The organism is Knoellia koreensis (assembly GCF_013041615.1).
Taxonomy (GTDB): Bacteria; Actinomycetota; Actinomycetes; order Actinomycetales; family Dermatophilaceae; genus Pedococcus; species Pedococcus koreensis.
In genome coordinates this window covers 151976-175260 of sequence record NZ_JABEPQ010000005.1, presented here as the reverse complement: position 1 = coordinate 175260, position 23285 = coordinate 151976, and the positions used below count along the sequence as shown (strand labels likewise).

The 23285-nt window shown below is 71.2% G+C and carries 21 protein-coding genes; 12 read left to right on the top strand and 9 right to left on the bottom strand.

The annotated features are described in order from the left end of the window. Window positions 1-171: 171 nt before the first annotated feature. Complete coding sequence (locus tag HJG52_RS18255) at window positions 172-1359, top strand: ROK family protein (RefSeq protein ID WP_206071097.1); 1188 nt, start codon at window positions 172-174, stop codon at window positions 1357-1359. Window positions 1360-1510: 151 nt separating this feature from the next. Next, window positions 1511-4111: an ATP-dependent chaperone ClpB gene (gene clpB / locus HJG52_RS18250; protein WP_171245054.1), complete on the top strand. Its 2601-nt coding sequence runs from the start codon at window positions 1511-1513 to the stop codon at window positions 4109-4111. A gap of 86 nt (window positions 4112-4197) precedes the next feature. On the opposite strand, the gene HJG52_RS18245 is transcribed toward clpB, so the two are convergent. Continuing rightward, on the bottom strand, window positions 4198-5034 hold the full coding sequence (locus tag HJG52_RS18245; RefSeq protein ID WP_171245053.1) for a C40 family peptidase: 837 nt from the start codon (window positions 5032-5034) through the stop codon (window positions 4198-4200). 72 nt (window positions 5035-5106) lie between these two features. On the opposite strand from HJG52_RS18245, the gene HJG52_RS18240 reads away from it, so the two are divergent. Continuing rightward, window positions 5107-5808 carry an LppX_LprAFG lipoprotein gene (locus HJG52_RS18240; protein ID WP_171245052.1) on the top strand — a complete coding sequence of 234 codons (702 nt, stop codon included), beginning with the start codon at window positions 5107-5109 and terminating at the stop codon, window positions 5806-5808. Beyond that, window positions 5789-7417, top strand: coding sequence for an MFS transporter (locus HJG52_RS18235; RefSeq protein WP_171245051.1), 1629 nt, complete (start codon window positions 5789-5791; stop codon window positions 7415-7417). The genes HJG52_RS18240 and HJG52_RS18235 overlap by 20 nt, the downstream gene beginning before the upstream one ends. On the opposite strand, the gene HJG52_RS18230 is transcribed toward HJG52_RS18235, so the two are convergent. Genes HJG52_RS18230 through HJG52_RS18220 form a run of 3 tightly spaced genes read right to left on the bottom strand, consistent with a single transcriptional unit; the run spans window position 7385 to window position 10410 of the window. After that, window positions 7385-8248, bottom strand: coding sequence for an alpha/beta fold hydrolase (locus HJG52_RS18230; protein ID WP_171245050.1), 864 nt, complete (start codon window positions 8246-8248; stop codon window positions 7385-7387). The two genes, HJG52_RS18235 and HJG52_RS18230, sit on opposite strands and share 33 nt — an antisense overlap. 41 nt (window positions 8249-8289) lie before the next feature. Continuing rightward, a complete protein-coding gene (locus HJG52_RS18225) occupies window positions 8290-9075 on the bottom strand; it encodes an exodeoxyribonuclease III (RefSeq protein WP_171245049.1) in 786 nt (261 codons plus the stop codon). A 21-nt stretch (window positions 9076-9096) separates the two neighbouring features. Further along, window positions 9097-10410, bottom strand: coding sequence for a serine hydrolase domain-containing protein (locus HJG52_RS18220; protein ID WP_171245048.1), 1314 nt, complete (start codon window positions 10408-10410; stop codon window positions 9097-9099). A 211-nt stretch (window positions 10411-10621) separates the two neighbouring features. Between HJG52_RS18220 and HJG52_RS18215 the strand changes: the two genes are divergently transcribed. Next, window positions 10622-11401: an SDR family NAD(P)-dependent oxidoreductase gene (locus HJG52_RS18215; RefSeq protein ID WP_171245047.1), complete on the top strand. Its 780-nt coding sequence runs from the start codon at window positions 10622-10624 to the stop codon at window positions 11399-11401. Between the two features lie 42 nt (window positions 11402-11443). Here the strand turns inward: HJG52_RS18215 and HJG52_RS18210 are convergent, their stop codons facing one another. Then, window positions 11444-12409, bottom strand: a complete 966-nt coding sequence (locus HJG52_RS18210; RefSeq protein WP_206071095.1) for a DUF3500 domain-containing protein — start codon at window positions 12407-12409, stop codon at window positions 11444-11446. Between the two features lie 104 nt (window positions 12410-12513). Between HJG52_RS18210 and pyrE the strand changes: the two genes are divergently transcribed. From pyrE to HJG52_RS18180, 6 genes are all read left to right on the top strand, one after another. Further along, window positions 12514-13092 carry an orotate phosphoribosyltransferase gene (gene pyrE, locus HJG52_RS18205; protein ID WP_346767835.1) on the top strand — a complete coding sequence of 193 codons (579 nt, stop codon included), beginning with the start codon at window positions 12514-12516 and terminating at the stop codon, window positions 13090-13092. 42 nt (window positions 13093-13134) lie between these two features. Further along, window positions 13135-13902 (top strand): LemA family protein, encoded by a 768-nt coding sequence (locus tag HJG52_RS18200; protein ID WP_171245046.1) that lies wholly within the window; start codon window positions 13135-13137, stop codon window positions 13900-13902. 98 nt (window positions 13903-14000) lie between these two features. Beyond that, a complete protein-coding gene (locus HJG52_RS18195; RefSeq protein ID WP_171245045.1) occupies window positions 14001-14906 on the top strand; it encodes an ABC transporter ATP-binding protein in 906 nt (301 codons plus the stop codon). Beyond that, window positions 14903-15706, top strand: a complete 804-nt coding sequence (locus HJG52_RS18190; protein ID WP_171245044.1) for an ABC transporter permease — start codon at window positions 14903-14905, stop codon at window positions 15704-15706. The genes HJG52_RS18195 and HJG52_RS18190 overlap by 4 nt, the downstream gene beginning before the upstream one ends. A gap of 7 nt (window positions 15707-15713) precedes the next feature. Beyond that, window positions 15714-16949 (top strand): histidine kinase, encoded by a 1236-nt coding sequence (locus HJG52_RS21780; protein WP_171245043.1) that lies wholly within the window; start codon window positions 15714-15716, stop codon window positions 16947-16949. Next, window positions 16946-17584: a response regulator gene (locus HJG52_RS18180; RefSeq protein ID WP_171245042.1), complete on the top strand. Its 639-nt coding sequence runs from the start codon at window positions 16946-16948 to the stop codon at window positions 17582-17584. The genes HJG52_RS21780 and HJG52_RS18180 overlap by 4 nt, the downstream gene beginning before the upstream one ends. An 18-nt stretch (window positions 17585-17602) precedes the next feature. Here the strand turns inward: HJG52_RS18180 and HJG52_RS20475 are convergent, their stop codons facing one another. Beyond that, entirely contained in the window at window positions 17603-18181 is a 579-nt protein-coding gene (locus tag HJG52_RS20475; protein WP_206071093.1) for a winged helix-turn-helix domain-containing protein, read from the bottom strand. A gap of 50 nt (window positions 18182-18231) precedes the next feature. On the opposite strand from HJG52_RS20475, the gene HJG52_RS18170 reads away from it, so the two are divergent. After that, on the top strand, window positions 18232-19566 hold the full coding sequence (locus tag HJG52_RS18170; RefSeq protein ID WP_171245041.1) for an MFS transporter: 1335 nt from the start codon (window positions 18232-18234) through the stop codon (window positions 19564-19566). A gap of 8 nt (window positions 19567-19574) precedes the next feature. Here HJG52_RS18170 and HJG52_RS18165 read toward each other — a convergent pair whose 3' ends face one another. From HJG52_RS18165 to HJG52_RS18155, 3 genes are all read right to left on the bottom strand, one after another. Next, window positions 19575-20120: a DUF4262 domain-containing protein gene (locus HJG52_RS18165; protein ID WP_171245040.1), complete on the bottom strand. Its 546-nt coding sequence runs from the start codon at window positions 20118-20120 to the stop codon at window positions 19575-19577. 242 nt (window positions 20121-20362) lie between these two features. After that, a complete protein-coding gene (locus HJG52_RS18160; RefSeq protein ID WP_171245151.1) occupies window positions 20363-21052 on the bottom strand; it encodes a DedA family protein in 690 nt (229 codons plus the stop codon). 160 nt (window positions 21053-21212) lie between these two features. Next, window positions 21213-23108, bottom strand: coding sequence for a GTP-binding protein (locus HJG52_RS18155; RefSeq protein ID WP_346767844.1), 1896 nt, complete (start codon window positions 23106-23108; stop codon window positions 21213-21215). Between the last annotated feature and the right edge of the window lie 177 nt (window positions 23109-23285).

The following is a 23285-nucleotide window of genomic DNA, read 5'->3' as shown; positions in this document are numbered from 1 at the left end:
GGGGGACGGAGCCTGAAGGCTCTGGTCGGAGGGAGACTCCCCTCGCAGGGGGTAGAGCGGAGCGCTCCCTCCGACAGTCGGACACCGTAACAGGCCGGGACATATCTGGAAAGAGTGTTGTCAGTCCGGTTTGTCGGGCGTGAGGTGTGTCCCTCACCTACAGTGTCGCTCGTGTCGACCGCGGGCACTGGTTCGGGAGCGGGGGCCGGGGGCGGACCACCGGGTACCCCGCGGCTGCTGCGTGAGATCAACGTCCGCGCAGCCTTCGCCCTCCTGGTCGAGCGTGGCCCCATGTCGCGCACCGAGCTGGCGGCGCTCACGGGGCTGTCGAAGGTGACGGCCGGCCAGCTGCTGGCCCGCCTCGACGAGCTGGGCGTGGTCGAGGTCGTCGGCACGCGCGCCGGCGGGCGGGGCCCGAACGCCGACGTGCACGGGGTCGTCGCCGCCGCCGGGCACGTCGTGGGCGTCCAGGTCGACCAGGACCTCGTCACGGCGGCCACTTGCGACCTCCTCGCCAACCCCGGACCGTCCATCGAGCTGTCGGCGTCGGAGAGCGGGCTCACCGACGACCCGGTCGCCCTCGTCCGGACCGCCGTCGCCCGGGCCGTCGCCGCCGCCGGGGTGCCCGAGGACTCGGTGCGGGCGGTCGTCGTCGGCATCGCCGGCATCGTCGACCCCCGCACCGGTGACGTGGCGTTCTCCTACGACCACCCGCAGTGGGGCGCCGGGGTGCGGGCGGCGCTGGAACGCGACCTGGGCCGGCCCGTCACGGTCGACAACGACGTCAACCTGCTGGCCATCGCCGAGCAGCGTGAAGGGGTCGCGGTCGGCGAGCAGGACTTCGTCTACCTGTGGGTCGGCGGCGGGGTCGGGTGCGCGATCGTGCTCTCCGGCGCGGTGCGGCGTGGGACGACCGGTGCGGCGGGTGAGGTCGGCTACCTGCCCGTGCCGGGCGTGGCCGCGCCCGGGCACATCGGTCGCCGCGACAAGGGTGGGTTCCAACAGCTCGTCGCCGAGGAGGCGGTGCTCGCCCTCGCCCGCGAGCGGGGGTATGACGCCACGACCCTGGCCACCGCCGTGGCCTCGGGTGGTCGTCCCTTCGTCGAGGAGCTGGCTGCGCGACTTGCGCTCGGGGTGGCCGCAGTGGCCGTGGTCGTCGACCCGCGGCTGGTGGTGCTGGCCGGACCGCTCGCCGAGGCGGCCGGGCCGCAGCTGTGCGACATGGTCGCGCGGGACGCGGCCGCGGTGGCGCCCATGCAGGCACGGGTGGTCGCCGGTCGCGTGCCCGCCCTGGGCGTGATGCGGGGCGCCCACCTGGTCGGGCTCGAGACGGCACGCGAGCTGCTGCTCAGCGGCTGACCGGTATGCCGCGGGGGCGGGCACCCGTGCGCCGGTCACCCGGGTGACCCGCCGGCATACCCGAAAAAACTCAAAGTTGAGTGGAACAGACTCAACTTTGACGGTGTTGTTCCGAGTAGACCAATCACCCACCACAGGAGAACATCGACGCATGGAGCTGAAGCCGACTGCCAAGGTCGCCGAGGCGCTCGCGCTCGCACAGCGCGAGGCGCAGCAGAACGGCAACCCCGAGATCACGCCCGACCACATCACGAGCTCGGTCATCCGGCTCGACACCCCGCAGGCCGACGCGCTGCTGCAGGCCGCCGGCACCGGAGCGCAAACCGTTCTGGCCCAGGCCGATGCGCGCATCCGCACGCTGCCGTCCACCTCCGGCTCCGCCCAGGCGCCGACGTTCGGCCGCGCCGCGCTGGAGGTGCTCCAGCAGGCCGACACCCTCATGAAGGCCAAGGGCGACACCTATCTCGCCCTCGACCTGCTGTTGCTCGCGCTCGCCGAGACCGGCAACCTCGCCGCCGTCGAGAAGCGCGGCGCCAAGGACATGGAGGCCAAGATCGACGCCCTGCGTGGCGGTCGCAAGGTCACCAGCGACACCCCGGCCGAGGAGGGTGAGGCGCTCGCGAAGTACAGCACCGACCTCACCGAGGCCGCTCGCGACGGCAAGCTCGACCCGGTCATCGGCCGCGACAGCGAGATCCGCCGCGTCGTGCAGGTGCTGTCGCGCCGCACCAAGAACAACCCCGTCCTCATCGGCGAGCCCGGCGTCGGCAAGACCGCCGTCGTCGAGGGACTCGCCCAGCGCATCGTCGACGGCGACGTGCCGGAGTCGTTGCGGGACAAGACATTGGTGTCCCTCGACATGGGCGCGATGCTCGCCGGCGCGAAGTACCGCGGCGAGTTCGAGGAGCGCCTCAAGGGCGTCCTGGAGGAGATCAAGGACAGCGACGGCCGCATCATCACCTTCATCGACGAGCTGCACACCGTCGTCGGTGCCGGGGGCGGCGGCGAGGGCGCGATGGACGCCGGCAACATGCTCAAGCCGATGCTGGCCCGCGGCGAGCTGCGGCTCGTGGGCGCGACCACGCTCGACGAGTACCGCCAGTACATCGAGAAGGACCCGGCCCTGGAGCGCAGGTTCCAGCAGGTCTACGTCGGTGAGCCCTCGGTCGAGGACACCATCGCGATCCTGCGCGGTCTCAAGGAGCGCTACGAGGCGCACCACAAGGTCGAGATCGAGGACTCCGCGCTCGTCGCGGCGGCGCTGCTGTCGAACCGGTACATCACCGGGCGCCAGCTGCCCGACAAGGCGATCGACCTCGTCGACGAGGCCGCCTCGCGACTGCGGATGGAGATCGACTCCTCGCCTGTGGAGATCGACGAGCTGCGCCGCACCGTCGACCGGCTCAAGATGGAAGAGCTGCACCTCGTGAACGAGAAGGACGACGCGTCCAAGGAGCGGCTCAGCCGGCTCCAGCAGGACCTCGCCGACAAGTCCGAGCAGCTCGCCACCCTCAACGCCCGCTGGGAGCAGGAGAAGTCCGGCCTCAACAAGGTCGGTGACCTCAAGGCCAAGCTCGACGACCTGCGCACGCAGGCCGAGCGGCTCCAGCGCGAGGGCAAGTACGAGGAGGCCTCGCGCCTCATGTACGGCGAGATCCCGCAGGTCGAGGAGCAGCTCGCCAAGGCCAACGAGGAGGAAGTCGTCAAGGGCCTCGACAACCCCGACCTCATGGTCAAGGAACGGGTCAGCCCCGACGACATCGCCGAGGTCATCTCGGCTTGGACCGGCATCCCCGCCGGCCGGCTGCTCCAGGGCGAGACCGAGAAGCTGCTCTCGATGGAGTCGCTCATCGGCGCCCGGCTCATCGGCCAGGAGGCTGCGGTCAAGGCCGTGTCCGACGCGGTCCGCCGCTCGCGGGCCGGCCTCGCCGACCCGAACCGGCCGACCGGCTCGTTCCTCTTCCTCGGCCCGACCGGTGTCGGCAAGACCGAGCTCGCCAAGTCGCTCGCGGACTTCCTCTTCGACGACGAGCGCGCCATGGTGCGCATCGACATGTCGGAGTACTCCGAGCGGCACTCGGTGGCGCGGCTCATCGGTGCCCCTCCGGGCTACGTCGGGTACGAAGAGGGCGGCCAGCTGACCGAGGCCGTGCGGCGCCGCCCCTACTCGGTGGTGCTGCTGGACGAGGTCGAGAAGGCGAACCCCGAGGTCTTCGACATCCTGCTCCAGGTGCTCGACGACGGCCGGCTCACCGACGGCCAGGGACGCACGGTCGACTTCCGCAACGTCATCCTCGTGCTGACCAGCAACCTCGGCAGCCAGTTCCTCATCGACTCCACGCTGCCCGACGAGGAGAAGCGCAAGCACGTCATGGACGTCGTGCGCTCGAGCTTCAAGCCCGAGTTCCTCAACCGGCTCGACGAGATCGTCATCTTCGACCCGCTCAGCAGCTCGGAGCTGGCCCACATCGTCGACCTGCAGGTGCGCGAGATTCAGAGCCGCCTGGCCGACCGCCGCATCACTCTTGACGTGTCCGACGGGGCACGCGAGTGGCTCGCGGTCACCGGCTACGACCCGGCCTACGGCGCGCGCCCGCTGCGCCGGCTGGTGCAGAAGGAGATCGGCGACCGGCTCGCCCGCGCGGTCCTCGGCGGCGACGTCCACGACGGTGACACCGTCCACGTCGAGGAGAACAACGAGGGCACCGGCCTGGTCATCAAGGAGGACGCCAAGGCGACCACCGGCAGCTGACAGCGCTGGGACGCAAGACAAGAGGGGTATGCCGCGTGGGCGGCATACCCCTCTTGCGCTGCCCTTGGCGACGCAGAGGTGAGGGGTCAGCGGATGGGGCGCACCACGTAGGGCATGACCCCGGCCTCGCGGGTCGAGAACGCACGGACCCGCACGTCGGGGCCGCTCACCCGGTTGGCCTCGACGATCTTGCCGTCACCGATGTACAGCGCGACGTGGTGGATGCGACTGGCCGAGCGGCTCGAGTCCGACCAGAACACCATGTCGCCGGCCTTGAGTGTGGACAGCGGCTTGCGTGGCCCGTCGGCGTACTGGCTGCGTGAGGTGCTCGACAGCCGCAGGCCCGCGCCCTGGTAGAACGCGTACTCCATGAGGCCGGAGCAGTCGAAGCCGACCGTCTGCCGGTCGTCGATTCCGCTGGGGCTGCAGCAGATCCCCTTGGTCGGGCCGGCGTAGTTGCCCCCGCCCCAGGAGTAGGGGTACTTGCCCGTCATCGACTTCGCCGCGTCGATCGTGGCCTTGACGCGGGCGCTGGTCGAGGTGTTGGTGCCCGGGCAGAGTGGGGCGACCAGCCCGTCGGAGCCGGTGCGCACGTAGGCGTCACTGACGAAGCCGCCCGACCCCACCTTGTCCCAGACCCGGCTCGTGCCATAGGTGCCGGTGACGCTCTGCCCGTAGGTCTGGCAGACGATGGTGATGCGCGCACCGTCGGCGCGTGAGCCGACGGCCGCCGAGGCCGAGGTCGGGCGCTCGCGCACGGTGAGGCGCGGCCCGGGGTCGCCCTTGGTGTTGACGACTCCCGTCGTGGTGTCGGCGGCGGCCGCCTGCGCGACGCAGGCCGCGGCGGCCGGCACGACGACGAGGCCGAGGGTGGCAACTGCGGTGGTGAGGAGGCGTCGGCGCCTCGTGGTGGTGGTTCGCATGGGCCCCGACGGTAGGTGCGCAAGCGCGTGGCGACCATGGGGAGCGCTCCCCGGCCGGATAGCGTTGGGGCCATGCGTCGAGGGGCTGTGGCGAGCGTCGTGACCGTCGTCGTGACGGGTGCTGTCGTCCTGGCCGGGTGCAGCGGCGGCGGGGACAAGAAGACCGCCGACAAGCCACCCGCCGAGCGGCTGGCGGCGGCCCGCGCGACCCTCGAGAAGGCGCCGGCCGTCAGCTTCACCCTCGAGTCACAGGGCTTGCCCAGCAAGGCGATCGGGGTCTCGGGCGCCAAGGGGACCGGCCTGTTCACGCCGCCCTCGTTCAAGGGCACCCTCAACGCCACCATCAACGGGGTGACCGGCACGGTCGAGGTGATCGCCGTCGAGCAGGACGTCTACCTGAAGTTCTTCACGCCCGGCTACAACAAGATCGACCCGAAGACCTACGGGGCACCCAACCCGGCCCAGCTGTTCGACACGAAGACCGGTGTCACGAGCCTCGTCGGCGACACCACCGACCTCAAGGCCGGTGGCCGCACCCGCGACGGCGCAGCGGTGCTCGACACCTTCACCGGCAAGGTCCCGGGTGACGCCGTGGCCGACCTGTTCGTCATCGGTGACCGCAGCGGCACGTTCGACATCACCTACGGCGTCACCGACGAGGGCAACGAGCTGCGCTCGGTCGTCCTCAAGGGACCCTTCTACGCCGGATCGACGTCGACCTACACCGTCCGCCTGAGCAGCCTGCCGCAGGCCGTTGCGATCACCCGCCCCTAGGGCACTGCTCGCCACCGCGTCGGTTGCGGTGGCGCTGGCGGCGGCGGACACCTACGTCGTCGTCCTCGCGCTCACCGACATGATGACCGGTGTCGGCCTCGGCATCGACGCGCTGCAACAGGCAACGCCGATCATCTCCGGCTTCCTTTTGGGCTACATCGCGGTGTTGCCCCTCATCGGCCGGCTTGCGGATCTCGTGTCGCGGCAACGCATCCTGCTCGCCTGCCTCCTGCTCTTCGTCCTCGGCTCGGCCATCACGGCGGTTGCCGTGGAGCTGCCGGTGCTGGTGAGCGGCAGGGTGCTCCAGGGTGTCGGTGGGGGCGGTCTCGTGCCCGCCACCCTGGCGCTGGTCGCCGACCTGTGGCCGGCCGGGCGTCGTGGCACGCCCCTCGGGGTCGTCGGCGCGGTGCAGGAGCTGGGCAGCGTCCTCGGCCCGGTGCTCGGCGCGCTCGTCCTCGCCGTTGCGGACTGGCGGGCGATCTTCTGGCTCAACGCCGCCCTCGGTCTGGTGCTCGCCGCCCTGGTGGTGGTCGTGGGCGGTCAGCGGCCGGCCCGGCCGCGAGTCCTGGTGTCGGTCGTCGGCCTGGCGGCCGTCGCCGTGGGCGGTCTCGCGCTCGCCGCACCCGAGCGGCTCGTCACCGACGTGACCCTGGGTATGCCGTTCGTGCCCTTTGCGGGCCACACGGCGCGGCTGCTCACACCGATCGGAGTCGTCGCGCTGGCCCTCGCCGTGGTGTGGGCGGTGCTCGTGCTGGTGCGGGCCTGGCCGCTGCTGCGCCGGGCCGACCTGCCGGGTGCCCTCCTGCTCGGCACCGCCCTGGGTTGCATCGTGCTGACCTTCGCCGCGAGCGACCCGGAGCGAGAGGTGGTGGGGCCGTGGGGCTACGCCCTCCTGCCGGTCGCGGTGGTGACGGCCGCGGCATACCTCTGGCGACACCGGGTCGCGGCCGAACCGCTCGTGGCGCGTGGTGTCGTGCGTGGCCGCGCGAGGGCCGGTCTGGTCGTGAGCCTGCTCGTCGGGGTGGCGCTGGTGGCCGTGGTGGTCGACGTGCCGGTGCTCGCCCGGCTCACCCTCACCGACTCGCAGACCGAGGCCGCCCTGGTGCTGGTGCGGTTCCTCGTCGCAGTCCCGGTCGGCGCGCTGGCGGGTGGCTGGCTGTTGCGGCGCGTCCCCGAGGGTGCGGTCTGCCTGACCGGCCTGGTGGCGGCCGGCATCGGCCTGGTTCTCATGAGCCGGTGGGGCGACGGCGCGCTCGAATCCGCCTCTGCCACAGCGGTTCTCGTGCTCGTCGGGCTCGGGCTCGGTGCGACGCTGGCGCCGGTCAACAACGTCGCCCTCGCCTGCGCGCCCGACGACGCGCACGGCGTGGCGTCGTCGCTCGTGGTGGTCGCGCGGATGGTCGGCATGGTCGTCGGGCTGGCCCTGCTCACCGCGGTCGGGCTGCACCGCTACTACGAGGCTGTCGCCGCCCTGCCCGACCAGACCGATGCCGACGCCCTGCTGGCAGCCGGCCTGGTGCAGGTGCAGACCGTGTTCGCCGGTGCCGCCGTGGCCGCCCTGCTCGCCGCCGTGCTGTCAGTGGCGCTCGGGCTGCGCCGCCAGCACTGAGTCGAAGGCGGCGACCACCTCGTCGGTCGCCTCGTACATGAGCATGTGGCCCTTGCCGGCCAGCACCTCGACCCGGGCGTTCGGCACGAGCTCGCCGATGCGTTGCGCGTGGCTGGGTGGGGTGAGCCGGTCGCGTTCGCCGGCGAGCACCACCGTGGGGGTCTCGGCGAGGTGGGCCAGCGCCTCGGCCTCGTCGTGACGACCCAGGGCGCTGAAGAAGCGGCCGAGGGTCGGCAGGCTCGTGGCCGCGACCTGGTTGCGGGTGAGGCGGACGTGCTCCGGGTCGGCGTCCGTGCCGAAGAGCAGCCGCCGCTGGCCCGACGTCGTGATGGCCGGGCCGGCCTTGAGGCGGGGGAGGCGCGCGGCCACGCGCATGAAGGCCGCCTCCATCGGGGGCAGGGCGGTCCGCAGCTGTCCGGCCGACGTCGCCACGAGGACGACCCCGGCGACCCGGTCGGCGAAGTCGACAGGGTGCCGACCGGCATACGCCATGATCGTCATGCCACCCATCGAGTGGCCACCGAGCACGACTTTCCCTTGCGGTGCAACGACATTGAGCACGGCGTAGAGGTCGTCCCCCAGCTGGCGCACGGTCGGCTGGTCGCGCAGGGCGGAGGACTGGCCGTGGCCGCGCTGGTCGTAGGCGATGACCCGGACGTCCTGCTCCACCAGGCGCTCGATGACAGGGAGCCAGGACCGTCGGGTGAGGGTCCAGCCGTGGGCCAGCACCACGGTGGGCGCGTCCTCGGCGGGCGGCTGCGCGGCATACTCCTCGACGCGCAGGAGGGCGCCGTCGGGGGCGGCCACGGTGAAGGTCCTCGTCCGGCTCATACGACCTATCTTACCAAGAGTAAGTTAGCGACCGCCAGAGGTCAGCCGGCGAGCTGGACGACGACGGGGGCGTGGTCGGACGCGCCCTTGCCCTTGCGTTCCTCACGGTCGATCGCCGCACCCTCGACGCGGGCGGCGAACGCCGGGGTGCCGATGATGAAGTCAATCCGCATGCCGCGGCGCTTCTGGAAGGCGAGCTGCGTGTAGTCCCAGTAGGTGTAGACGCCCGGGCCGGGGGTGTGCGGCCGGACCACGTCGACGTACCCGTCGTCGAGGAAGCCCTGGAACGCGGCACGTTCCCGCGGCGAGACGTGGCTCTTGTCGAGGTAGTACTCCATCGACCAGACGTCGTCGTCCTGCGGCGCGATGTTCCAGTCGCCGAGGAGCGCGGCTGTCTCGCCGGCCGCGACCCGCTGGGCGGCTCGGGCCCGCAGCCGCTCGAGCCAGGCGACCTTGTAGTCCATGTGCGGGTCGGCGATGTTGCGCCCGTTCGGCACGTAGACGGAGGTGAGATGAATGCCGCCGCAGCTCACCGTGAGTGCACGCGCCTCGACGACGGGCGGCTCGCCCCAGCCCGGGGCGTCGGGGAACGACGGCTCGATGTCGTCGATGCCGATGCGCGACACGACGGCCACGCCGTTCCAGTGGTTGAGGCCGTGGTGGGCGACGTCGTAGCCCAGCGCGCGGAACCGGTCGAAGGGGAACTTCTCGTCGGTGGCCTTGGTCTCCTGGATCGCCAGGACGTCGACGTCGGTGCGTTGCAGCCACGCCTCCACGCGGTCGATGCGGGAGCGGATCGAGTTGACGTTCCAGGTGGCGATGCGCACGACCGCCACCCTAACGAGAGGTCAGTCGCAGCTTGCCAGCAGCGCCGGGGCGAGCGCGTCGTCGGGGTTGTAGGGAGTGGAACCGTCAGTGTTGATGTACCGGCCGTTCCACCCCGCGCTGACCTGACGGGTGCCGTCGGCCGAGCTGACCGCAAGGCTCAGCGTGCCGAAGGTCGCGCCGTCGTGTCCCCACAGGAACGCGCCCGGCTGGCACGGGTCGGGGAGCCGATAGATGCCCAGGCCATAGTCGATGCTGTATGCCGTGCCGTCGGGTCCGACGGCCGTGGTCACCTTGCGGGTCTGCTGCATGGTGGTGAGCGTCTGCTTCGACACGAGCCGGCCGGTCATGAGGGCGCGGGTGAAGTCGCTGAGGTCCTCGGTGGTGGAGACGACGGCACCCGCTGCGGCGAACAGCTCGGGGTCGAACCGGTTGAGGGAGATCGCCGCCCCGTCGCTCTTGAGGACGTCCATGAGGGAGTTGCCGGTGAGCTTGGGGGTCGTCGCGTAACGCGTGTGCTGCATCCCGGCCGGCGTGAAGATGCGCTGCTCGAGGAGCTGGGCGAGCGGCTTGCCGGTCTGCTTCTCCAACAGCATGCCGAGCACGATGTAGCCGGTGTTGGAGTAGACGGCCTGGGTGCCGGGCTCGAACAGCCACGGCTTGGCGAGGGCGGCCTGCAGCACCTGCTCGGGCTCGTAGTCGGCGGCGAGCGCCTTCGCGGCGCCGTTGATCGTCACGTCACCGCCCGCGTTGGCGACGATCAGCGGCGAGACGCCGTCGGGCAGACCGGAGGAGTGCTGCAGCAGGTTGCGCACGGTGACCTGGGACCCGCGTGCGCCGATCAGGCCCGGCCACACGTCGTCGACGGTGGTGTCGAGCGACCAGGTGCCGTCCTCGACGAGCTGCATCGCGGTGGTGGCCACCATCATCTTGGTGTTGCTGGCGACGCGGAACGGGCTGTTCGTCTTCGCCGGTGCCTTGCGGGTGATGTCGCGGCGTCCGGCCGCGGCTGCCGTGGTCGCGGACGCGGTGTCGACGCGGACCGTCATGCCGACCGCTCCGTCGTCGACGACGCCCTGTACTGCCTGCTGGAGGGTGGCCGACGCTGGTCCGCCCGGGGCGGCCGAGCGTGGGCTCAGCCGCTCGGACCGTTGGGGGTCCGCAGTGGCGAGCGGTCCGGGCTGCTGGAGGCTGCGCGCGACCCGCTCGAGGGCCGTCGGGTCGGTCGGGCGGTCGGCCGCCTGGGCGGCGGCCGGCGCGGCGAGCGTGGCGCCGAGCGCAAGCACGGTGGTGGCGGCGAGGGTGGTCCGGCGGCGGACAGACGATGGCCCGGGCATGACGAGGTCTCCTTGCGTCAGGTGTGTGGTGGTTGGTTCGGTGTTCGGTGTTCGTCGTGCCCCTCCACCCTTGCCGCTGATGCTCTGCCGGCGAATCCGCCGGCAGATGGACATTGCCCGCGCGCGGTTCCGACTTTGGTCGGATGCGCCCGGTGTCCAGCCGGTGGTGCGCGCCACGACAGGAGCCAGCCGCGCGGCATACGGTGGGCCCATGAGCACTGCCCTCGTGACCGGAGCAACCGCCGGCATCGGCCTGTCGTTCGTGCACCAGCTCGCCGAGCGCGGGCACGACATCGTGCTCGTCGCGCGCGACCGGGCACGGCTGGAGAACGTGTCCGACGAGCTGCAGGCGACCTATGGCGTCGGCACCGAGATCCTCGTGGCCGACCTGTCCGACCGCGCCGAGACCGGTAAGGTCGCCGAGCGCCTCGCCGACCAGGCCCGGCCGGTCGACCTGCTCGTCAACAACGCGGGGTACTCGCTCAAGGGACGCTTCCTCGACAACGCCATCGAGTCCGAGGAAGCCGTCTTCGACGTGCTCGCCCGGACCGTCATGGTGCTCTCGCACGCTGCTGCCAATGCCATGCGCGAGCGCGGCCACGGCGCCATCGTCAACGTGAGCTCGGTGGCGTCGTTCATCGCGTCCGGCACCTACTCGGCGGCCAAGTCGTTCGTCACCGTCTTCACCGAGGGACTCGCGAGCGAGCTCAAGGGCAGCGGGGTCACCGCGACCGCGCTGTGTCCCGGGTTCACGCACACCGAGTTCCACGACCGCGCCAAGCTCGACATGTCGAGCATCCCCGACTTCATGTGGCTCGACTCCGACCGCCTCGTGCGCGACGCCCTCGACGACGTCGCCAAGGGCAAGGTCGTGTCCGTGCCTGGACCGCAGTACAAGGCGATCGTCACCGCCCTGCGCGTGATCCCGCGTCCCATCGTGCGCGCCAACGCCGCCTCGGCGCACCGCCCAGGTCGGCGCCGCAAGAGCTAGGCGAGGTATGCCGCGTGGCTGGCGCCCGCGGCATACCTCTCGTCAGTGCGCCGAGGCGTTGTAGTGGGCGGCGAGGAGATCGCCGCCGAAGTCCTCGCGCAGGTCGCGCCAGACGCTGTGGATGTGGTTGGCGTCGTCCTGGGTGTTGTCGTACTCGAGCAGGAACGTGGGGCCGAGCACGGAGTAGTAGTGGCGCTGGCCGCGCTCGAGCCCACCAGCCCAGGCAAAGCGGATCTCGTCGAGGCCGGCCCGGGTCGCGCGGTCCCAGGCGTCGCGGGCGGCGGCATCGGGGGTGCGCCCGAAGTAGTGCTGCACGAGGGCGGCGAGCCGCTCCTGCTGGTCCGGGCGCAGGTCGGCGCGGGCGATGCCCCGGGCGATCACGGAGTCGTCGGCGACGGGGTCGTTGCGGGTGAGGATGTCGTCGGGCGCCTCGTCGCTGGTGACCGCGATGGCCTGCTGGTCGGCGTCGAGGGTCGCGAGGAGGTCGCGGGCGAGGTCCTCCTCGGCGGTGAGGACGCGCAGGCCCTGGCGGGGACCGGAGAGGACGGTGGCGGGTTCGGAGCCGAAGAAGCTGGGCGTCACGGTGATGTCGTCGCCGACGACGGTCACGTGGATCGCGAGGTGGTGACCGTTGACGCGCCACGCCCAGGCATCGTCGCGGGCCGGGTCGCCGATGACGCGCCACCAGAACCGGTCGTCGCCGGGCTGCGGGTTTCCCCCGCCGAGCTGGCGCCGCACGATGTCGAGGTCGATGACGGCGCGGGCGCTGTGGCGGCTGGTCGCGCTGCACCCGGTGTCGAGGAGGGCGAGGGCGAGGTCGCGCTGGGGCTCGGTCATGTCGGCGAGGATCGCCCCGTCGCGCGGTCCCGGCAGATAAGTCCATTCGCGGTATGCCGGGTCGTCGAGCGTCGTGGCGAGCCTCGCCCGGGAGTCCGGGTCAAGGGCGTCGGCGAGCGCTGCTGCGGCGGCGCGCATCTCGGCGACGAGGGCTGGGTCGGTGCCGGCCATGCTCGCCACCCTAGGTGCGCCGCACCACGGCAGGCGAGCGGGCGGCATACCTGGCATGGCAGCGGCGATCACCGTCCGCCGCGCGCTCGGTAGGCTCACGGACCGTGACCGACAGCATCGACACCACGCCCGACATCGCTGCCGCCCGCGCCCGGCTGCTCGAGATCATCAAGGACAAGGCCATCGTCCACGGCAAGGTGACCTTGTCGTCGGGCAAGGAGGCCGACTACTACGTCGACCTGCGCCGCATCACCCTCGACGCCGAGGCGGCGCCGTTGGTCGGCATCGTCATGCGCGACCTGATCTCGGACCTCGACTACGACGCCGTCGGCGGCCTCACCCTCGGTGCCGACCCCGTCGCGACGTCGGTGCTGCATGCGAGTGCGGCGGCGGGTGAGCGCAAGGACGCGTTCGTCGTGCGCAAGGCCGGCAAGGCGCACGGGCTGCAACAGCGCATCGAGGGTCCCTCGATCAAGGGCCGTCGGGTGGTCGTCGTCGAGGACACGTCGACGACCGGTGACTCGGCGCTCGAGGCCGTGGCCGCGGCGCGCGAGGACGGCGCGGAAGTCGTTGCGGTGGCAGCGATTGCGGACCGGTCCACCGGCGCGCCGGAGAACGTCAAGGCCAAGTCCGGGCTGGAGTACCGCTTCGTCTACGGGCTCGAGGACCTCGGCCTCGCGTAGTTCTGCCCCTAGGCTGGGCACAACCTGATCGGGAGGGACCCCATGGTCATCGCACTCATCGTCATCGGCGTCATCGTCGTGCTGCTGCTGTTGTGGGCGGTCGGCGTCTACAACGGGCTCATCAAGCTGCGCAACCTCGTGCAGGAGGCGTGGCGCCAGATCGACGTCGAGCTCAAGCGTCGGCACGACCTGATCGGCAACCTCGTCGAGACGGTCAAGGGTTACGCGGCGCACGAGCGCGGCACCCTCGAGGACGTCATGAAGGCGCGCTCGGCCGCGATGGCCGGCGGCCAGTCGCCCGCGCAGCAGGCGCAGTCCGAGGGCCTGCTGTCCCAGGCGCTCGGTCGGCTGATCGCGGTCGCCGAGGCCTACCCCGACCTCAAGGCCAACCAGAACTTCATGGCGCTCCAGCAGGAGCTGACCTCCACCGAGGACCGCATCGCCAGCGCCCGCCGCTACTACAACGCCAACGTGCGCGAGCTCAACACCAAGGTCGAGACCGTCCCCTCGAACATCATCGCCGGCATGTTCAACATCGGCCGCGAGGAGTACTTCGAGGTCGAGGGCGAAGAGCGCGACCCCGTGAAGGTCGACTTCGGGCAGCGCGACGCCACGATCCCCCCGCCCAGCGGGTATGCCGGGGGCACGCCAGCGGGCGACCCCGCCCCGCCTGCGCCGTCGGCGCCCAGCGCCGGTGAGGCGAGTGCGGCCGGTCCGGCACCCGAGGGTGCAGCCCCGACGCCGCCACCGGCCGCTCCCGAGCCGCAGCCCGGCCAGAGCCAGGGCCAGCAGCCGCCCCAGCAACCCTGACCCAACCCCACCAGTCACATGGGGTCCACCGAGTGGTGGACCCCGCGTCCACCGGTCGGGGCTGATCGTTGGCGGTGGTGACCCGGCAGGCTGGGGGCATGCCCGCAGCAGACGCTCCCATCCGTGTGACCGGACTGCGCAAGACCTATGGCGCCCGCGCCGCCGTCGACGGCCTCGACCTGGTGATCGAGCCCGGCGAGGTCTTCGCCCTGCTCGGACCGAACGGGGCCGGTAAGACCACCACCGTCGAGGTCCTCGAGGGTTTTCGGGAGCGTGACGCCGGTGAGGTGTCCGTGCTGGGCGAGGACCCGCAGACGGCGGGCCTGGCCTGGCGCAACCGGATCGGCATCGTGCTGCAGAGCTCGACCGGCCTCGACCTCATCACGCCACGCGAGGCGCTGCGCAGCACCGCCAAGGTCTACCGCGACCCGCGCGACGTCGAGGAGGTCATCGCCGCCGTCGGGCTGACCGAGAAGGCCGACGACCGCGTCGGCAAGCTGTCCGGTGGCCAGCGGCGCCGCCTCGACGTCGGGCTCGGCATCATCGGCCGGCCCGAGCTGCTCTTCCTCGACGAGCCGACGACCGGGTTCGACCCGCAGGCGCGCCGAGACTTCTGGGAGCTCATCCGCGGCCTCAAGCAGGGCGGGACGACGATCCTGCTGACGACGCACTACCTCGACGAGGCTGAGCACCTCGCCGACCGGGTCGGCGTCATCGCGGCCGGGCGCATGCTCGCCCTCGACTCCCCGGCCAACCTCGGCGGCCGGGCGTCCTCGCAGGCGACGGTGACCTGGGAGGACGAGTCAGGCACGCGGCATACCGAAAGAACTAGCAGCCCAACGCAACTCGTCACCCGGCTCGCCCGGGATCGGGGCGGCGAGGTGCCCGGCCTCACGGTGACGAGACCGTCGCTGGAGGACACCTACCTCTCGCTCATCGCGCCGCACCTCGCCGGCGGCGAGCCCGACCACGCCACCGCACGAGAGCTGGAGGACGCCAAGTGAACGCCGTCGCGATCGGCTGGGACCGCACCCTGCTCGAGCTCAAGATGTACTTTCGCGAGAAGGAGGCGGTGTTCTTCTCGTTCGCCTTCCCGATCCTCATGCTCGGTCTGTTCTCCGTCGTCTTCGGCGGAAACTTCGACCGAGGCGCGGAGACCGAGGTCAATGCGGCGCGGTTCTTTCTGCCGGGGATGGCGGCGGCGGGAGTGATGCTGACCAGCTTCCAGACGATGGCGTTGTCCGTGGCGGTCGAGCGGGACGACGGGACGCTCAAGCGGCTGCGGGCGACGCCGATGCCGCCGATTTCCTACTTCCTGGGCAAGATCGGGCTCGTCGCGCTCACATCCTTGGCGCAGTTCGCATTGCTGATCGCCTTTGCCCGCTTGGCTTTCGGTGTCGAGCTGCCGACCGATGCCGGTCGCTGGGCCACCTTTGCCTGGGTGTTCCTGCTCGGGGTCGCGTGCGGCACGGTGCTCGGCATCGCCTACTCCTCCCTGGCTACGTCGTCCCGGTCGGTGGGTGCGCTCGTGATCGCGCCGACGCTGGTGCTGCAGTTCATCTCCGGCGTCTACTTCGCCTGGGGCGACCTGCCCGACTGGCTCAAGCAGGTGGCGTCGGTCTTTCCGCTCAAGTGGATCGCGCAGGGCATGCGGTCGGTGTTCTACCCCGACGACTGGAAGTCGATGGAGATGGCGGGCAGCTGGGAGCACGGCCGCACCGCGCTCGTGATCGGCGCCTGGCTCGTGGTCGGCCTGGTCCTGTGCGCGCGGACCTTCCGCTGGTCCAAGCGCGGCACGACATGATGGTGCCGTGAGCCTCGTCCACCCTGCCGAGCCGCCCCAGGCGACTGCGGCCGTCGACGGCCCGTCGTCGGAGGAGCTCGACGAGATGTGGCGCCGCCAGGTGCGCTGGTGGCACGCCCTGTTCGCCATCCTCCTGGTGGCCACCACTGGGGTGCTCGTCTTCGAGGGCAAGCCCCAGCTGCCATGGCAGCTGGCCGACGTGGCCGGCGTCGCCGTCGTGTATGCCGTGTGGGGCTGGCGCGGGCTGGGCCAACAGGACCTCCGCGCGGCAACGGCATACGTGGTCGTCGCCTGGGCGCTGATGGTCGTCCTCATGTCGCTGGACGGGACGGGGTCGGCGTGGATCCTCACGTTCGGCCTGTTCCCGCAGACCTGGGCGAGCCTGCCGCGCAACCGCGCCGCCGTGGCGGTCGTCGTGGCCGTCATCGCCATCGCCATCGTCCGGGTGTGGCAGGCGCCGCGCACCCACGACCAGCTCGCGGCGATCGTGATCAGCACCGTGATCATGCTCGTGCTGTCCCTGACGCTCGGGCTCTTCATCGACCGCATCATCCGCGAGGCCGACTCCAGGGCACGCACCATCGACGAGCTGCACCTCGCCCAGGCCCAGCTGGCCGCTGCCGAACGCGCGCAAGGTGTTGCGGCAGAACGCGAACGGATGTCCCGCGAGATCCACGACACGCTGGCCCAGGGCTTCACGTCGGTGGTGACGCTGGCACGCGCAACCCAGTCGGCAGTCGACCGCGGCGACCTGGAGGCCGTGCGGGAGCGGCTGCGCATCATCGAGCAGACGGCCTCGGAGAACCTCGCCGAGGCGCGCCTCATCGTCGCCGAGATGACGCCGGGGCACCTGCAGTCCCGCACGCTGGCCGAGGCGCTGCAGCGGCTCGTCGACGCGGTGGGTCAGGGCAGCGGGATGTCCGGGCGGCTGGTCGTCGAGGGCGAACCCGTTGTCCTGCAGGCGAACTCGGAGGTGGTCCTGGTGCGCACCGCACAGGAAGGGTTGGCCAACGTGCGGCGCCACTCGGGCGCGTCGTCGTTCGAGGTGAGGCTGCGGTATGCCGCGGACGAGCCGGTGAGCCTCGAGGTTGCCGACGACGGGGTCGGCTTCGAGTGGTCGGGTGAGCGCGCAGGCTACGGGTTGGACGGTGCGACAGCTCGCGCTGCCGAGGTGGGTGGCAGGTTTGAGGTCAAGACAGCGCCCGGTGAGGGCACCCGGTTGAGAGTGGAGGTGCCGTTGTGAGCGCGGAAGCGTTGCGGTTGCTGGTCGTCGACGACCACCCCGTCGTGCGGATGGGTCTGGTGGCGATGCTGTCCGAGCACGAGGACTTCGAGGTGGTGGGGGAGGCCGCAGATGGTGCGGAGGCAGTCGCCCAGGCCGCGCGGCTCACGCCCGACGTCGTGCTCATGGACCTGCGGATGCCCGGCGTCGACGGCGCCGAGGCCACCGCTCGGCTGCGGTCATCGGGCGCCGATGCCCCGGCGGTGCTGGTGCTCACCACCTACGACACGGATGCCGACATCGTCCGCGCCGTCGAGGCGGGTGCCACCGGCTACCTGCTCAAGGACGCACCCCGCGAGACCCTTGCCGATGCGATCCGCCGGGCCGCCCGTGGCGAGACCGTGCTCGCCCCACCCGTCGTCGCACGCCTCGCGTCACGCATGCGCGAACCCGCTGCGCCGGCACTGACCGAGCGAGAGACGCAGGTGCTCCAGTGTGTGGCCCGTGGCCTGTCCAACAACGAGGTCGGCCGCGAGCTGCACATCGGCGAGGCGACGGTGAAGACGCACCTGCTCCGCGCCTTCGAGAAGCTCGGGGTGACCGACCGCACCGCCGCCGTCACCGCGGCATACAAGGCCGGTCTCATCACCCTCTGACGTCACCGACGTGGCCGGTCAGGAGTCGGCGCCCGGGGGAGGCAGGAGCAGCCAGTAACCGTCGCGGGGCACGGACCCGTCGGGGTGGTTGGCGCGGGTGCGCTTCTTGTAGGGCTTCAGCACCGCCTCGAGCTCGCGGTGCAGGTCCTTGGCCTCGTCGGCGGTGAGCCACAGGCGGCCGCGGCTCATCGTGGTCCGCTCGTCCGCCCCGTCGGCGGCGATGACCTCGGCGGCGCGTTCGATGCCTCCGGTCACCTCTTGGGCCCAGGGGTGCAGGAACGCCGCGCTCGCGGAGGCACCCGCAGCCTGGTGCGCCACGGGTGACACGGTGATGTGCTCGGCGACCGACCGCCAAGGGCGTTCGCGGCCGTCGCCACTCGCGTCACCGCGCTCGACGATGCCCCACTTCTCCAGCGCCCGCAGGTGGTAGCTCGTCGCCGACGGGGTCAGCCCGCACAGCTCGGCAGCCTCGGTCGCCGTGAGGACCTCGCCGTTGTAGAGCTCGTTGATGATCCGTTGGCGAGCCGGATGGGCAAGCGCGCGCAGGGCCTTGGGGTCGTCGATGGTGAGGGTCGAACGTCGGCGGCTGCGCGGCATACCAAGAGCGTAGTTGACGGGACATGAAATGAAGCGTTACCTTCAAAACTATGAAGGAGACGCTTCATATATGGCGAGCGCGGAACGTGCGGCTGGCCGTGCCGGCCGCCGCCGTTTCCATCACCGGCGACGCGATGGCGATGGTCGCGCTCCTCCTGCGGGTGCACGACTCCGGGGCTGGTCCGTATGCCGTGACGGCGCTCCTCGTCTGCTTCTCGCTGCCCGTCGTGGTCACCATGGGCCTGGCCGGGGAGGTCGCCGACCGGGTCGATCCGCGCGTCGTGTTCGGACTGGGCCACGGGGCGCAGGTGGCTGCGCTCGTCGGCCTCGCGCTCACCGATGGGCTGGTGGCGACCTACGGGCTGGTGCTCGTGCTGCAGACCGGGTTCGCGTTCAGCAACCCGCTGTGGAGCTCGGTGCTGAGCCGTGCCGTCGGTGACGACCACGTGGGGCGGCTGGTGTCGGTGCAGCAGGCGCTGGCTGCCGTCGCCTCGCCGCTTGGTGCGGGCCTCGGCGGCCTGCTCGTCGAGCTGCACGGCGACCGCGTGGTGTTCCTCGTGGATGCCGCGACGACGCTGACGCTCCTCGTGGCGGGTGTCCTCGTCCGCAGCCGGTCCGAGCCGCACCTGTCCTCCGACGTGTCGGTTGACTCCTCGCCCGGCTCGTCGGTTGCGCCCGCGGGGGCGCGATGGGTGCGGCACGCGGGTGCGCTGGTGCCCCGCGCCGGGCTCGCGGTCGTGCGGCGCAACCGCGTCGTCTGGGTGCTGGTACTGGCGCTGCTGCCGTTCGTCGTGACGCTGGAGAGCATGAACGCCGTCGAGGTGTTCCTTGCCCGGGACGCGCTCGGGGCGTCGCAGGCGGAGTTCGGGTTCTGGCAGACGATGACCGGCGTCGGGGCTTTCGCGGGCGCGGTCGCCGCCGGGTGGTTCGGTCGCGATGTGGTGCGGTTGCGCGCCATCGTCGTGTGCCTCGCAATGATGTCGCTGGCGCAGGTCGGGCAGGGGCTGGCGCCCGGCATCACCTGGCTCTACGGGTGGGGCGCGGTCCTCGGCCTGGCCAACGCGGTCAGCAACGCCTGCCTCTTCGCGGTGATCGTGCGCGGCATACCCGGGCGCGAGCGCGGTAAGGCGATGGCGTTCATCAACGGCTCCGCCCGCACCTGCACCATGCTCGCGCTGGTGCTCGGCGGCCTCGCGGCATCGACGCTCGGGCCGCGACTGTCGTACGTGGTGGCCGGTGCGCTCGGCGTCCTCGTCGCGGTCTGGGCCGGCCTCGCCCTGCACCGCGCTGGCGCCCTCACCACCTCAACACCCGCGCCGACCTCGACGGACCGCGCTGCCACGACAGCGCGGGTCGACGAAACCAGCGCGGGTGTCAGGAGCTAGCTCGGTTGTCAGGCCTTGAAGGTTCCCGGCCGTGGCTGGGCGCCTCCGGAGTACCCCGCCTCCCACGGGAACCGTCCCAACGCGTCTGACCAGGTCAGCTGGAAGGCGGGGACGGAGTGGCTGGCCGGTCGGTCGTAGTAGTCGTTGGCAGCGAGCACGATCTGGCCGGGGTTGGGCAGTTCCTCCACGAGGATGCGCCGGCTGGGCTCGTCCGTGGGCACCTCGTCCCCGGGGGTGAGGTCGTGGCCGTGCAGCACCCGGTGCGCCAGGCTGTTGAGCAGGGCGCTCGAAGCGTCAGGTCCCAGGCTGAACACCACCAGCTCGGGGTGCCCTACGCCGAACAGGCCCGTGGTGTAACAGAACGGTGGCTTCGGCGCCTTGCGCCTGCCCCGGGCTCCCGCTGCGCGTCGCTGCGCGCGGTTCCCTTCGAGCGCGCAGCACGGACAGTCGGCGTCGTCCGACACATAGGTGTTGGAACAGCCGAAGGTCCGGATCGCCTCGGTCGTCCTGCGACGGTTCTGGTCGTGCCATGCGGTCAGTGCCGGTGTGGACATGGTCCCCCCTGCCGGTCGTCGAAATGGAATGCGCCGACCGTAGGCGGGGGGTCCGACACCGCTGCTCGACATCCGGGGGCCGTCCACCCCGTGACGGACGCCGAAGGTGCGTGTCGACGCCGAGCCGACCGGACGGCATACCGACTCATTGCCGTTGGCTCGGCACCAAGGCGTGATCTGGCGCGTTCGTGCCGAGCGGTCGGCAACGAGTGCCAGCGCTCAGGCGGCCCCTACGGGTACCGTCAGCTGTCGCGCAGGTCCTTGGCGGCCTCGACGGTCTCCTCGACGACCTGCTCGGGACCGGTCGTCTTGCCGGGACGCTTCGCGCGGATGAACTCGATGATCATCGGCACCACCGAGATGCCCACGATCACGAGCATCGCCAGCTCGAGGTTGTCCTTGAGCACCGGGAACTGCTGCCCCAGGAAGTAGCCGAGGAGCGTGATGCCGGTCGCCCACAGCACCGCTCCGACCCCGCTCCACACGAAGAAGTGGCGGCGGTCCATCCGACTCACGCCGGCGACCACGGTGATGAAGGTCCGCACGATCGGCACGAACCGCCCGAGCACCAGGGCCTTGGCGCCGTGCTTGTCGAAGAACGCGTGGGTGTCGTCGAAGTACTTCTTCTTGAGGATCCGCCCGTCGCGCTCGTAGAGCGGCGCCCCGACCGCGCGCCCGATCTCGTACCCCACGACGTTGCCCGCGAAGGCCGCGACCGTGAGCAGCAGGCAGGCCAGCGCGATGTTGATGTGGATCGACCCCTGCGCGATGAACAGCCCCACCGCGAACAGCAGCGAGTCACCGGGGAGGATCGGGAACAGCAGACCGCACTCGATGAAGACGATCGCGGCGCTGACCCAGAAGAACTGCGCGCCGAACTTGGTCAGCAGCCACTGGGGGTCCATCCAGTCAGGGCCGAGGGTGGGAGCCATCACGAGCCAAGGGTATGCCGCGTGGTCGCCTTCTCCCGAATCCTCGCCGCCGTTCCGGCCCCGTTTCTCAGCGCCCTCTCAGATCGCCGCACCTACCCGGGTGCGCTTGCTGGCGTCTGCGAACTTGCCCCACGGCGAGGCAAAAGCGCGGACGCAAGCGTCAGCCGGCGGGCCAGGTGCGCTGGATGCGGGTCCAGTCCCCGATCTGGGCGAACGGGTCGGGCAGGGCGCGGGTCCGGCTCGGCGGCGAACCCGTCACCGGCGCGTAGTGGTCGAGGTGCGTCGTCAGCAGACCCTCGCCGCGGGTGAGGTGCGGCAGGCGCTGCGCGAGTCCGTGCACCTCGTCCGCCGGCAGCTCGCCGATGAGCCGGGCGGGCGCATGGTGACCCGACCCGAGCACAGTCGTCGTGAGCGGCACCGCCCGGTGCCGGGGCAGCTCGGCGAGGACGGCGCCGAGCAGGTCCTGCGGCACCTCGAGCTCGAAGGCGTGGATGGGGGCGCAGACCGTCGTCCCGGCGCGGGTGAGCGCCTCGGCCAGGAGCAGCTTGGCCAGGCTGCGGAAGTCCTGGGCGGTGCTCGACATCGACTTGTCGAAGGTCGCATGCATCGCGCTCTGGCGCGGGTAGTAGCCCGAGTGCGTCACGACCACGCGGGCGTCGGGCACGGCCCATCCGTGCACTCCCTCCGAGAGGGTGGCGCGCACGCCCTCCTCGACGGCGGCAAAGAAGGCTGGTGGCATCGAGCCGAGCTCGACCTCCAGCGCCAGCTCGAGCCCGCTGTCCACCGGAGCGGGTTCGACCCGCAGCCCGAGCTGGGCGAGGAACGGGTTGGGGGCGACCCCGATGAGCTGGTGGGCCGCACCGACTCCGCGCACCCGCTCGACGCAGATGGCGGTGGTGGGCCGGAACGTCGCGCGCACGCCGTGGTCCTGCTCGAGCAGCGCCGCGAGCACCTCCTTCTGCACCTCGCCGTAGAGCGAGACCGCGACCTCGCCGCGCCCGTCGTCCTGCCGCAGCGCGATGAGCGGGTCCTGCTCGGCGAGATCGGTGAGCCCGGTGAAGAGGCGCCCGCGCTGGGTCGGGTCGACGGGTTCGACGACCGTCTCCAGGCTCGGCCGGGTGAGCTCCACGGCATACCTGCGTCTCGTCTGCGGGCCGAACCGGTCGCCGACGCGGGCACCGGACCAGCCACGCACGACCGCGATGCGGCCGTCGGTGGCCGCGCCCTCGACCCGGAGGCCACCGGGCTCGAACACCTCGATGCCGGTGACCCGGTCGGGCGCGCCCCCAGCGACCGCCACGCGGTCACGCACCCGCAGAGTGCCGCCGGTCATCCGCACGAACGCCCGTCGTTGGCCACCCTCGGTGCGCTCGATCTTGAACACGACCCCCGACGGATCGCCTTGTGTCGCATCGCTTTCGGTGTCGGCGAGGTCGACGAGCACATCGAGCAGCTCGGGCACGCCGGCGCCGGTCACGGCGGAGCCGAAGACGACCGGGTATGCCGTGTCGGCCAGTGTGCGTGCGCGCAGGGACTCGCGCTCGGATGGGCCGAGCTCGAAGGGCTCGTAGGCCGCTGCGCTGGTTCCCGGTGCCTCCACGAGTCCCAGCGGAACGGCGTCGCTGGTGAGGCGTTCGGCCACCTGGGTCAGGACGCGTTCCGGGTCGGCGCCGGCGCGGTCGACCTTGTTGACGAAGAGCACGGCAGGCAGGCGGAGCCGTTGCAGTGCCCGCATGAGGACGAGGGTCTGGGCCTGCACGCCTTCGACAGCAGACACGACGAGCACCGCCGCGTCGAGGACGGCGAGGGCCCGCTCGACCTCGGCCACGAAGTCGGAGTGGCCTGGGGTGTCGAGCAGGTTGACGACGGTGCCCCGCCACTCGAAGGTGGCGACGGCCGACCTGATGGTGATGCCGCGCTGGCGCTCCAGCGCCATGGTGTCGGTCTGGGTGTCGCCGTCGTCGACGCGGCCGAGCCGGTCGAGGACGCCGGTCTCGAAGAGGAGCCGTTCGGTCAGGCTGGTCTTGCCGGCGTCAACATGCGCGACCACACCCACAGTGAGCGTTCGCAACTGCCTTCACATCCATTCGGTAGGTGGGTACCTGGCGGGACGTGAAAGCTGCTCGCATCGGTCTTCCTGTCGTTCGGGTGGATGGATCGGACCCGTTCATGGCAGCAGAGCGGAAGCCTTGGCAGCAACGGGTTTTCTCCCCGCGCGCTTGCTTGCGTCTGC

What these genes read in the sequence shown, in the direction of transcription:
- clpB (WP_171245054.1), top strand. Translation starts at nt 1,511, where the DNA reads ATGGAGCTGAAGCCGACTGCCAAGGTCGCCGAGGCGCTCGCGCTCGCA.
- HJG52_RS18245 (WP_171245053.1), bottom strand. Translation starts at nt 5,034, where the DNA reads ATGCGAACCACCACCACGAGGCGCCGACGCCTCCTCACCACCGCAGTT.
- HJG52_RS18240 (WP_171245052.1), top strand. Translation starts at nt 5,107, where the DNA reads ATGCGTCGAGGGGCTGTGGCGAGCGTCGTGACCGTCGTCGTGACGGGT.
- HJG52_RS18230 (WP_171245050.1), bottom strand. Translation starts at nt 8,248, where the DNA reads ATGAGCCGGACGAGGACCTTCACCGTGGCCGCCCCCGACGGCGCCCTC.
- HJG52_RS18220 (WP_171245048.1), bottom strand. Translation starts at nt 10,410, where the DNA reads ATGCCCGGGCCATCGTCTGTCCGCCGCCGGACCACCCTCGCCGCCACC.
- HJG52_RS18215 (WP_171245047.1), top strand. Translation starts at nt 10,622, where the DNA reads ATGAGCACTGCCCTCGTGACCGGAGCAACCGCCGGCATCGGCCTGTCG.
- HJG52_RS18210 (WP_206071095.1), bottom strand. Translation starts at nt 12,409, where the DNA reads ATGGCCGGCACCGACCCAGCCCTCGTCGCCGAGATGCGCGCCGCCGCA.
- HJG52_RS18200 (WP_171245046.1), top strand. Translation starts at nt 13,135, where the DNA reads ATGGTCATCGCACTCATCGTCATCGGCGTCATCGTCGTGCTGCTGCTG.
- HJG52_RS18195 (WP_171245045.1), top strand. Translation starts at nt 14,001, where the DNA reads ATGCCCGCAGCAGACGCTCCCATCCGTGTGACCGGACTGCGCAAGACC.
- HJG52_RS20475 (WP_206071093.1), bottom strand. Translation starts at nt 18,181, where the DNA reads ATGCCGCGCAGCCGCCGACGTTCGACCCTCACCATCGACGACCCCAAG.
- HJG52_RS18170 (WP_171245041.1), top strand. Translation starts at nt 18,232, where the DNA reads ATGAAGGAGACGCTTCATATATGGCGAGCGCGGAACGTGCGGCTGGCC.
- HJG52_RS18165 (WP_171245040.1), bottom strand. Translation starts at nt 20,120, where the DNA reads ATGTCCACACCGGCACTGACCGCATGGCACGACCAGAACCGTCGCAGG.
- HJG52_RS18160 (WP_171245151.1), bottom strand. Translation starts at nt 21,052, where the DNA reads ATGGCTCCCACCCTCGGCCCTGACTGGATGGACCCCCAGTGGCTGCTG.